10 protein-coding genes and 1 riboswitch are annotated in these 11,103 nt (G+C 49.7%); of the genes, 5 read left to right on the plus strand and 5 right to left on the minus strand.

The annotated features are described in order from the left end of the window. Positions 1 to 27: 27 nt before the first annotated feature. The 3 genes from KDK13_RS12540 to KDK13_RS12550 form a co-directional block, all read right to left on the minus strand. Positions 28 to 555: an NYN domain-containing protein gene (locus tag KDK13_RS12540; RefSeq protein ID WP_257285310.1), complete on the minus strand. Its 528-nt coding sequence runs from the start codon at positions 553 to 555 to the stop codon at positions 28 to 30. Beyond that, on the minus strand, positions 548 to 1,294 hold the full coding sequence (locus tag KDK13_RS12545) for a TVP38/TMEM64 family protein (RefSeq protein WP_257285311.1): 747 nt from the start codon (positions 1,292 to 1,294) through the stop codon (positions 548 to 550). The genes KDK13_RS12540 and KDK13_RS12545 overlap by 8 nt, the downstream gene beginning before the upstream one ends. A gap of 159 nt (positions 1,295 to 1,453) precedes the next feature. Then, a complete protein-coding gene (locus KDK13_RS12550) occupies positions 1,454 to 2,626 on the minus strand; it encodes a Na/Pi symporter (RefSeq protein WP_257285312.1) in 1,173 nt (390 codons plus the stop codon). A 326-nt stretch (positions 2,627 to 2,952) separates the two neighbouring features. Here KDK13_RS12550 and KDK13_RS12555 point away from each other — a divergent pair, with 326 nt between their 5' ends. Beyond that, complete coding sequence (locus KDK13_RS12555; protein WP_257285313.1) at positions 2,953 to 4,233, plus strand: AAA family ATPase; 1,281 nt, start codon at positions 2,953 to 2,955, stop codon at positions 4,231 to 4,233. 10 nt (positions 4,234 to 4,243) lie between these two features. Here KDK13_RS12555 and moeA read toward each other — a convergent pair whose 3' ends face one another. Both moeA and mobB read right to left on the minus strand, forming a co-directional pair. Further along, positions 4,244 to 5,482, minus strand: a complete 1,239-nt coding sequence (gene moeA / locus KDK13_RS12560; RefSeq protein WP_257285314.1) for a molybdopterin molybdotransferase MoeA — start codon at positions 5,480 to 5,482, stop codon at positions 4,244 to 4,246. 18 nt (positions 5,483 to 5,500) lie between these two features. Next, positions 5,501 to 6,121, minus strand: coding sequence for a molybdopterin-guanine dinucleotide biosynthesis protein B (gene mobB, locus KDK13_RS12565; protein ID WP_257285315.1), 621 nt, complete (start codon positions 6,119 to 6,121; stop codon positions 5,501 to 5,503). A 207-nt stretch (positions 6,122 to 6,328) separates the two neighbouring features. Continuing rightward, positions 6,329 to 6,474: riboswitch (molybdenum cofactor riboswitch) on the plus strand. Between mobB and moaA the strand changes: the two genes are divergently transcribed. The 4 genes from moaA (at position 6,463) to KDK13_RS12585 (ending at position 10,945) form a co-directional block, all read left to right on the plus strand. After that, a complete protein-coding gene (gene moaA, locus KDK13_RS12570; protein WP_257285316.1) occupies positions 6,463 to 7,455 on the plus strand; it encodes a GTP 3',8-cyclase MoaA in 993 nt (330 codons plus the stop codon). (Overlaps the previous riboswitch by 12 nt.) A gap of 173 nt (positions 7,456 to 7,628) precedes the next feature. Further along, entirely contained in the window at positions 7,629 to 8,558 is a 930-nt protein-coding gene (locus KDK13_RS12575) for a hypothetical protein (RefSeq protein WP_257285317.1), read from the plus strand. Between the two features lie 55 nt (positions 8,559 to 8,613). Beyond that, entirely contained in the window at positions 8,614 to 9,825 is a 1,212-nt protein-coding gene (locus KDK13_RS12580; protein WP_257285318.1) for an alpha/beta fold hydrolase, read from the plus strand. 148 nt (positions 9,826 to 9,973) lie between these two features. After that, complete coding sequence (locus KDK13_RS12585) at positions 9,974 to 10,945, plus strand: aldo/keto reductase family oxidoreductase (RefSeq protein WP_257285319.1); 972 nt, start codon at positions 9,974 to 9,976, stop codon at positions 10,943 to 10,945. Positions 10,946 to 11,103: the final 158 nt, after the last annotated feature.

Here is an 11,103-nt window from a genome sequence, read left to right on the forward strand (position 1 = left end):
CTTCAACTTCTGTGCCGTTGTTCTGATTTATATGGTGTTTATTGCCTTTTGTTGACGTTTTTTTGCTGCCTTGATGGGCAGTAACAGGTCATGGGTAATCGGCACAAAGTGATTGCAAGCCTGGATCAGGGAGGATGCCGTCAGAGCCTCAACACCGTAGACCTCAGTCTGCAGGCCGAAATCCTGTTGCACCTTATGCAGGAGCAGGTCAAAGTCGCCATCACCGGAAGCGAGGGCGATGGTATCCACCCTGGGTGCCCAGCTCATGACATCCAGCGTTATGCCTACATCCCAGTCACCTTTTGAGGTGCCATCACTTCTCTGGATGTAGGGCTTCAGTTTTACTTCAAAGCCAATGGCTCGAAGAATGCCCTGGAATTGTTGCTGCCTGGGGTCTCCACGGTCAATAGCGTAGGCGATAGCTTTGGTGATCTTTCTGCCTTTACTGACAAGTGCCCAGAATGCGTTGTAATCAAAGTGGCTGTTATACACCTGTCGAGTGGTGTAATAGATGTTCTGCACATCCACAAAGAGTGCGACACGCTGTTCAGTCATAGGTATCGCTCTCCCTGTGCCTGGCTGCCTGTTTCATCATGATGGTTGATGATGCTTTCTGGGCAAGATAAAGCAGCCCGCCAACGGAAAGAATTGATACCGTCACCATGAAAATGATGGACAGGTTACCTTGTGTCGGGTTTTTCAGTAAAGAGATCAGGTCTCTTGCCTGCATGCCTGCCCAGAGGGCAAACAGTGTTCTGGGTAACATACCAAGAAAGCCGGCGATCAGAAATGTCCGAAGGCGTACGCCAATGGCAGGTAGCACCAGGTTCATTAATGAAAATGGCAGGATCGGGGATATCCGGGTCAGAATGACCAGTGGCCACTGATGATGTTTCAGCTCCTCAAGAATCAGGTGTATTCGGGATGTCGGCGGGAGTGTATTCATCAGCTTGCCATGATCCAGTGATTTGCCCACCAGATAACCAATGACTGACGCTGCCGGGTAGGAAATCATGATATAGAAAAACGCTGCCCACCCCAGGAAATAGCCACTGATCAGGGCGATAAGCGTAGCTGGTGTCAGGGCCAGCGCCATGGTCAGGGCGCTGGCTGTAAAAAGCCAGGCCCACTGGCTGGTGGGTAGTGTGTAAAGAGCGTCCTGCCAGGTGATCGCCAGCGTAGTGACCAGAGTGCTGCCAAAGATGGACGTAATAGTGAGCAATCCCATCAGTGAGAGTATCTGACGGTTCTTGCTGAAAAAAGAGTCTCGCAAGAAAGCACTACGAAGAAACAAGCAATTCACCGGGACTGGCCGCTGCCTATAAAATCAACAAGCATAATGGCTATTGTCGGGAGGAGGCAATAATAAACGCCGTTTCAAAACATTAGTCCATAAAAAAACCTACAATGCATTAGGGCCAGTGCAGGTTTTTTTGTAAGTATCACCAGTCAATCACGCTGTCAGGAAAATGATGATGCCTGGCAGAATGAAGAAGGCGATGAACAGATAGGCAAAAGCGTACATTCTGTTCTTGACGGCCAGATCAGAGAGTTTGTCAGCCATAAATAGCGGGATCTCTCTCAGCCACTTGATGCCGTAAATCAGAACAACGGCACAGAAGTTGAAGAAGAAATGCACCATGGCGATGGTCAGTGCTGGCAAGGCAGCAGGACCGGTAATAGCGGTGGCAGCCAGCAACGCCGTGATGGTTGTACCGATATTGGCACCCAGGGTGAAAGGGTACATCTGTCGTACAGTAAACAGGCCATTGGCAACCATGGGCACCATCAGGCTGGTGGTGGTTGATGAAGACTGAACCATCACGGTTATGGTCATACCGGACAGAATACCGCTGATTGGACCACGGCCAATGGATTTGTGCAGTGCATCCTTGGCTTTACCCACCATGACTTTCTTAAGCAATTTGCCCAGACGAACCACCGAGAAAAAGATCATCACAATACCGATGCCAATCATGGCAACGCCAGCAAGCGAGCTGTCAGGCAGTACCGATACAAAGCCCTGGATAATCTCTTCTGCCGGAGAGGTTAACGGGTCAATAAAGTTCAGGCCTTTCATTGACATATTCTGACCGCCAACCAGCATCCCTGCGACGGAAGAGGAGAGCTTGCTCAGGAAGCCTGTGAACAGTTCCAGGGGCAGAAGGATCAGAACCGCCAACCAGTTGAAGAAGTCATGGACCGTAGAGGCGGCAAACGCCTGCTTGAACTCTTTATGGCAGCGAATATGGCCCAGACTGACGATGGTATTGGTAATGGTCGTACCAATGTTAGCCCCCATAATCATCGGGATCGCCATATGAACCGGCAGGCCACCGGCGACCAGGCCGACAATAACGGAAGTGACGGTACTGGAGGATTGCACGAGCGCCGTCGCCAGTGTGCCCGCCAGCAGAGCCATGATGGCATTGTTGGCAAAGCTGAACAGCTGTGCTGCCGCTTCAGTGCCACCCACCGCCATTTTAAAGCCGGAGCCGATGACACTGACAGCGACCAGCAGAGCGTAGATCCACAGGACAACACGCAGCCAGATACGACCGTAATGGCGCGTGGTCATGGTTTCGAAATCAGCGCCCTGTGAAGAAGCGGATGTCATTTCAGACATAGAGAGTGCACCCTGGTGCTTATAAAATTGATGCTAAAAATATCCATTCTTTATGACAGTTTTATGACAATTTCTTCACAAAACTGTCATATATGCGTCTCACTATGTCAGCAGACATAACAAGTCAGTTCGTTTGACTAACAAATCGTTTGACGAGAGGATTTTTTCCGCTGAATTTCTGTCCAAAAAATATGGGGTAACCATTTTTTGGCTCTTCATACAATCACAAAAGCATGCAATGAAAGTCAGTGCAGAATATGAGCAGTTGAATGTATGACTTATTGCGTTAAATAAACGTAAATTTATTGTCTTAAAAGCAGGTAGTTATGTTCACAATTTCCTGGCAGTTTGGTTATGATTTGACCCAGGCTTTACCCCAGACATTTGATCAGACGCTGGATGCCCTGGAAAAACAAATCAGTGAAACTTCCCGGACTAAATGGCTTCTTCGCTCAGTTTGCCTGGCGACCAGTCTGCAAACATTGATAATCAGCAGGCCCTATGTTGGTGATGGCGCAGCAACAGCCTTATCACTGGGTACTATGGTTTTAACCCGCGTCCTGACTCACCGGCTGTTGGTCCAACCGAAAATTGACCGGTTGCGCCAGGAGTATCGTCTGTTAAGCGGTCAACTTGAAAGGCAGCATCAGGCCGACTCTGACTCGCTCCAAAAGCTGCGCAATATGGTCGGTGTGGAGAACTTGAAAGCACACGCCGAAAAATTGCATCAAAAAATGGTCGTGCGAAAAATGCGAAAAAACGCCGGCCTTAAGTGCGATGATTTATCCCGTGGTCATATGCTGTTTACAGGCAATCCGGGTACGGGAAAAACCATGTCCGCTCAGGTGATAACGCATATTTTGTATGAGCTTGGAATAATAAAGGAAGACAAAACCGTAATAGCAGACCGATCCAGCCTGGTTGGGGAGTTTATTGGGAAAACCGCTCTCAAAACCGAGCAGCTGGTTAATTCAGCGAAAAATGGCGTATTGTTCATCGATGAAGCATACAGTCTCTTCCATCCCGGTTCCGATAAGGACTTTGGTCCTGAAGCCATTGAAAAATTGTTGCCCATGCTGGAAAACCGCGATATCAACACCATCGTCATCATGGCCGGATATCCAAGGCAGATGGAACAATTGATGGAGTCTAATCCGGGTTTCAGATCCAGAGTTCCGGTAAAGATCCATTTTGAGGATTACAGTGACGGGCAGTTAATCAATATATTCCAGTTTATGTGCGATAAAAACGGTTATCAGCTCGCTGAAGATGCCGTCACTGTTTGCAAAGAAAAATTATCAGATATCAAAAATTATGAGGGTGAGCACTTCGCTAATGCCCGGAGTGTCAGGAATTTTTTTGAGCGCGTCCAATCGGTTCAGGAGCGTCGGCTCGCCAAAGAAATCGGCGGGCAATCTGATGGTGGCAATGGGACTTCACAGGAGGACTCGTTGACAACTCAAGGCAAAAGTTCTGTCGATCCCGCTGCCGATGTTGTTAAACAGTTAATGGAGTTGTCAGTATCTGATTTGGAAGTGGCTGCAGCGGATTATCAATCTCAGTCTGTATCCCATGACTCAGGTGACTGGAAAGGCATGTTCCGCTGATCAGTCTCAATCACTTAAAAAGCTCATCAAACAGCTGCACCTTGACCCGTTCCCCGGCCTGTTTATCGCCATCTTCCTCTGCCAGCACGATATAGCAGTCAGACCCGCTCATGGTGCTGAGTACCCCCGACCCCTGATGACCGGTGGACATAACCTGAAGTTCACCGGATTCACCGTAAACCAGCCTTCCTCTCTGGAAATCCCGGCGTCCCGGACGTTTCTTGAGCCGGGTTTGTGTTGCCAGTGTGAACTCGACTTTCGGTTCAGGTTGCTGGTTCATCATATGGCGCAATGCGGGTGCTGCCAGCTGTTGAAAGGTAACGGTGGCCGATACCGGATTACCGGGCAGACCAAAGAAGACACTGTTCGGGAGCTGTCCAAAGGCAAAAGGCTTGCCCGGTTTGATGGCCAGTTTCCAGAAGCCGGTTTCCCCCAGCTCATCAAGAATGTCTTTGGTATAATCGGCATCGCCGACAGAGACGCCTCCGGAGCTGATCACCGCATCGGCTTGCTGGTCGGCTTTCAGGAAGGCTTCCCGTAAAGCCGCTTTATCGTCAGGAATCCTGCCAAGATCGATGATATCGATGTCCAGCTTTTTCAGCATGGCTTTGATTACAAAACGGTTACTGTCGTAAATATCACCCTGTCCCAGTGGTTCACCGGGCAGTTTCAATTCATCACCGGTGGAAAATACGGCAACTTTGACTTTCCGATAGACAGCGATATTGGCAATACCCAGCGAGGCCAGCAGGCCAATATCCTGAGGGCGGACTCTCCGGCCCGGTGTGAACACCCGGGTGCCTGCCGCAATATCTTCCCCCGCCTGGCGGATATTGTCACCTGGCTTGTCCGGTTTCTGGAGAAAGCGAATGCCCTGGTCTACGGTCTCGGTCTGCTCCTGCATGATCACCACATCGGCACCTGGCGGAATGCTGGCCCCCGTCATAATGCGGGTGCAATGTCCGGCGGGAATCTCCCCGGAAAAAGGGTGTCCGGCCAGGGACTGTCCTGCCAGGGGCAAGGTATCAATGTTCTGCAAATCCTTCAGAGCCAGGGCATAACCATCCATGGCCGAATTGTCATGGGAAGGCACGTTGATCGGCGATACGACAGGCTTAGCAAGTACCCTGCCAAGGCTGTCTTCCAGGGAAACGGTCTCGGTTGTGGATACTGGCTTTACGCTGCTGATCAGCGTCGCCAGGGCTGCTTCCAGCCTCATTAATCCATCAGTCGCACAGCAGTCGCTCATGCCTGGCCTCGTTCGTCTCTATTTTTCATGGCAGTTTTCATGGCAACTTTCATAGCAATAGCTCTCAATAAAGTCGGCAATGGGACCGGGGTTGTTGATATCCAGTTCTGCCAGATGATCAGGCAGGTTGATGCCGGGGTTGTTATCCCAGGCGATGGCAATAATGCAGGGGTCATCGGTGAACAGGAAAGGCTTTTCATAATCACGGCGATGAAGCTCGATTTTTGGTATGGGTGCTTCCCGAAAGCCTTCCACCAGGATTAAATCCAGCTGGTCCTGATTGAGCAGTTGCAGTTGCTCCTGCAGCTGTCGTTGATATCCATTGGGGTACTCGGTATAGCAAACAGAGCGACCAGGCATGCTCAACACCAGTTGGCTGGCACCGGCATGGCGTAGACGATAGCTGTCTTTTCCCGGTGAGTCCGGCTCTATCGTATGGTGTGAGGCCTTGACCAGTCCGGTTCTCAGTCCCTTGCTGCCCAAAAGTGGCAGTAGTTGCTCAATAAGGGTTGTTTTGCCGGTACCGCTGAAGGCGGCGATACCGATCACCGGGATGGTGGCGCTGATCGTTGGGGTCGTCATAAAAGAAGTCTGTCGTATTATGCGGTGGGACAGGGCACCGCTATCGCTTACCGCCATTTTGCACAGTCATGGCGAAACACGGCAAAAGGATCGGAAGGATAGCAGATTTACCTGGTAATCCAATAAATCAATAGTGGCTGATGTCATGGTTTTTCCAGAAATAAGCAGGTAGGATTTGTCTGGCTGTTGATAACCTGGACAGTATGACTTTTTTTATGGCCGCTTTAATAGCTACCTCAGGCCGACTAACGTTGTGATTAACTGAAAACAAGCGAGCGCCGAGCTTCGGTACCTAACGGGTGTGATCCTATGGACTGGAAGCCGTAGCCAGAGAAGTTATCTGGCTACCAGGGTGGTAGAAGAAATCCTGCCGCCTCCCGCGATTGGAAAGGTGTTCTATGCATTCTTACTTGCCAGAGCTGCAGGACCGTCAGGGGCGGAAATTCCCCTACTTGCGGCTGTCAGTCACAGACCTGTGCAACTTTCGTTGCAATTACTGTCTGCCTGACGGCTGCCTTGACCATCATCACAGTGAAGCATTGGCCATTGACGAAATCCGTCGTCTGGTAACGGCTTTTGCTGCCGTCGGTGTGGAAAAAGTTCGCCTGACCGGGGGAGAACCTACCTTGCGTCAGGATTTTTCCGACATTGTCAGAGCCATCAGGCAGATCCCTGGCATCAGGAAGCTGGCCATGACCACCAATGGCTACAAAATGGACCAGCGGGTAACGGATTGGCTGGATGCCGGTATCGATGCCATCAATGTCAGTGTGGACAGTCTTGACCCCCGGGCCTTTGAACTGATTACCGGCCATAACCGGCTTCGGGAAATTATGGCTGGCATTCAAAACGCCTTTGACCATGGCCTGCCATCCATCAAGGTGAATGCGGTGGCGATGAAAGGCATTAACGATGATGAGCTTGATGCTTTTCTTGACTGGATCCGGGACTATCCCGTCTCTATTCGCTTTATCGAGTTGATGCAAACCGGGAACAACCAGGATTTTTTCCAGAAGCACCACTTCCCGGGAAAACAGATTCAGGAACTGCTACTGGATCGCGGTTGGGTCCGAAAAATGCGCCTGGCCGATGCGGGGCCTGCCCAGGAGTATTGCCACAGTGATTATGAAGGGACTGTCGGGTTGATTATGCCTTACAGTAAGGACTTCTGTAACGACTGTAACCGACTGAGGGTCACCAGTCTGGGCCAGCTCCAGCTATGCCTGTTTGCCGAGTCCGGCATTGATCTGAGAGACCTGCTGCACAGTGACGACCAACAGGAAGAGCTGGTGGCTCGAATTCGTGATTCGCTTCGGCTTAAAGAAGATAGTCATTTCCTTGAGCAGGGCTGGACCGGGGCTACCCAGAACCTGTCCCGGATGGGGGGGTAGGGTGGCTTTGTTTTAACGTCGAGATACAGGGAACTTATCCGCAACAAAACTGACTAAAGTGGTCCGGTTAACAACTTGGTCATTGCTGCCCTGAACACGTGCATAGGGAACTTATTCTAATTAAAACCGACTAATCTTGTTCCGTACAACAAGTTAGTGACAGGTGGTTTAACATGAATCCAATACCAAATTCTTCCGTGCAGCTTCCGGTAAATCCACAGGCAAGTTCACCCAATACCGCGTCAAGTGATGGCTGCAGAGTGACAGAGCAACAAGAGTCACTCAGCCGTCTGAACATTACCGATGATCAGCCAGGTGCTGCCAGCACACCAAGCCCGGTTAACATCACTGACAGATCGGCCAGTATTCCTGCCAGGCCAGTCACCTACGATTATGTACTCCCCTTTGATGGTAAAACGTACAAGGTGACAACTGAGCAATTTACCTATGAGGATGATGATGGTTCTTGTGGCCTTAAACTAGTGCTGGAAAATGGCGATGAGTTTATAAAGTGCTCAAAACCACTTTCCAGTTTTGCTCGACCTGACCGCCAGTATTTCAATCCTGACTTTGATGAAGATCGACATATCGCAAAATTGATGCTTATCAAAGACTATTCAATAAACGAAGGGTGCCTGGATTTTCTGACCAGGAATAAAATTGTAAAAGTCGTTGGCCACGTGGAGACTGCATTCGTTGACTTTCCGATAGTTCAGTTAATAGAAAATAAAAAATCCAGAAACAAAAGCAGTGCGGCGGGGGTTGATTCTTTATCATCGCTAGTTGATGCCTTTGCCGGGAAAAATCTTGTTCCTTCGTCCAAAAAATTTCAGACTTTTCTTTTACAAGGAATGTACTCTAAGGAAGTACCTACTAAATCGGAGATGAAAATACTCAATAAATACGTTGCTGAGCGTAAGTTGAGTGTTCTTGAAAAAACCAGTTTCAAGCACATTGCTATCTATATGGATTTCGGTACAAAAACCGAAAGGCTGGACATTGGCTGTAGTGATTTTGGTTTTACTTTACAAGAGCTGAAACAGCTTCGTCGGGAAAAGAAAAATTCATTTGATGTTGCCTCTGAAGTGACTTCAAGGAAGTAGTTTTTTATGACCTTGAATTATCTTTTATCTGCAGAATCAGAATAAAGAGGTTGCTATGACATACGGAACTATTTCTGATAGATACACTGATAAATCCGCCTTGTTGAGGAATCGGGCTGAGGAAACACGCCCGGCTGATGATGACCAACAGTCGCGCATGGGGATTCGTTCTGCTGAATCGGTCGAGCCTCAAGGCTATTTATCCCGCGCCGGGGATCTCATTTGTTCTGTCCCCCGGCAGTGTCAGGATAGTTGCCGGTCAATTTTATCAAGACCGGCAGTTATTCTGACTCCTTTTAGTTGGTTGGTTGAAAACAGGCTTGGGTTTGCCAAGGTTGCCGGTATCCCCCTGTTGCTATCGCAAGTATTACCATGGCTTGGCAAGAATTTTCCTAACATGTTTCCCCCGGATTTCCCGCGTGTACCAGGCTTGCAGGAAAGTCGTGAGATTGTTGAAGCAGCCTTTGAGACAGGCGATACCTATGGTTTTCGAACTGAACCCCTCCAGATTAAACACGGTTCGGGCATATTGCACGGTGTGATTTGTTACCCCCCCGATTGGGACCCGAATAAAAGTCAATGTATTCTTTATCACAACCCCAATGCTATTGTTATCTCACAGTTCCTGGTTGGTGGTTATCTTGACCCGACCTCAGCACCCGGTCGAATCCAGTCAGAAAAAAAATGCCCGGTTATTCTTTATGACTACAGAGGGACGGGGTTAAACAAGTTTGAAGGGCGGCTGGGGAATCTTCCTTTCTCAACCTGTGAAACCATTGTGCAGGATGGTGTTGCTGCTGTGGTATGCGCCCTTGAAAAATTTGAGCGGGTATACGTAGCGGGCAGTTCCCTTGGCGGAGGGGTTGCAACCGCTTCTCTTGCAAGGCACCTTGAAGCCAGCGGGGGGCTGGATGATGCAAGAGTCGAATTACTGTCTCATGACTCTTTTACCACAACGTCAAGAGTTATCATGCCAGGCAAGCCTCGACTTGCCGATTTTCTGGGGTGGCTGGTGGGGGGTAATCTGGATGCCGAAGCCGCTATGCGTAAACTGATTGAACGTAACATTAATATCGTGTCACTGAACCATCTTGATGATCCGGTTATCCCAAAAGGGGCTCATATGTCTGAATTAATTGAGTCGCTTTATCCTGGTGGGCGAGAAAGTGGACGGGACGGTGGACGGGATAGTGGACGAATAGTTGCCAGGGAATTTTCAGGCTATAGCCATGGGGAGTTGACTGCTGAGATGGCGAAGTATCTTTGAGTGAATCAAAGGCAGCCATCGGTCATGGCTGGGACTCCTGAATACCAGAAGGCTTGCTGGTGATCCTGAATGAGATTGATAGATCACACTGAGGTTCGCTGTTACTATGTCTGCACCATAATAAGTAATCCGATTGGGTTGGAGTCTTATGAATCGAATGCCCCTGACTATCTTTTTACCGCAGGCCAGCAGAATTGCAGCAGGCTGTATGGGGTTGGGTGGAGACTGGGACAATAGCCCGGTTTCAAAAGAGCATGTGATACAGGCGCACCAGTTTCTGGATAGTGCCCTGGAGAGCGGCATCAACTTCTTCGACCATGCGGATATCTACACCCGCGGTAAAGCTGAGCAGGTATTTGGCCGGGTATTGGTTGATCGGCCCGGGCTGAGGGAGGATATGTTCCTGCAAGGCAAGTGTGGCATTCGCTTCGCTGAAGGCTCCGTTCCCACTCGCTATGATTTTTCCCGGGACTGGATTGTTCACAGTGTTGAAAACAGTCTTGCCCGTTTGCACACCGACTATCTGGACCTCCTGCTTCTGCACAGGCCGGATCCGCTTATGCAGCCAGAGGAGGTTGCCGGGGCGTTTCATCAGCTGCAGAAAGACGGAAAAGTCAGGCATTTTGGTGTGTCCAATATGAATGGTCACCAGATTAACTACCTTCAGTCATTCCTTGACCAGCCTATCGTGGTCAACCAATTGCAGATGAGCCTGACCCACCTGGACTGGCTGGATGAAGGTGTGCTGGTCAATCACACTGAAGGGCAGGCGGTCAGTTTTACCCCGGGCACCATTGAGTATTGCCGCAGCCACAATATCCAGCTTCAGGCCTGGGGCTGTTTGAGCAAGGGTGTTTTCACCGGGAAAGATGTCCATGGTGCGTCTGATGCTATTAAGGAAACGGCTGGTCTGGTCAAGGCGTTTTCACAGGAACTGGGTGTTTCCAGAGAGGCAATTGTATTGGCCTGGTTGATGCGCCACCCCGCAGGTATCCAGCCGGTGATTGGCACGACCAATGCACAGCGTATCAAAGCCTGTGGCGGGGCTGAGGATATCGGGTTGACCAGAGAACAATGGTATCAATTGTATGTGAGTGCCAGGGGGCGTATGCTTCCATAGCCTGAAATGGTCAAAATAATACGGGGGAGTGCCTGCAGATGTGATAACTCCCTAGTTATTCAGGGATAAAAACAGTATTCACTGTCTAAAAAAACCGCTAAACTTGCTGATCTTTTTTCTAGGAGGCTGACCGAGAATAGCGCCCGTAGCGAGGATGG

It is taken from the genome of Endozoicomonas sp. SESOKO1 (assembly GCF_024606265.1).
Lineage (GTDB): Bacteria > Pseudomonadota > Gammaproteobacteria > Pseudomonadales > Endozoicomonadaceae > Endozoicomonas.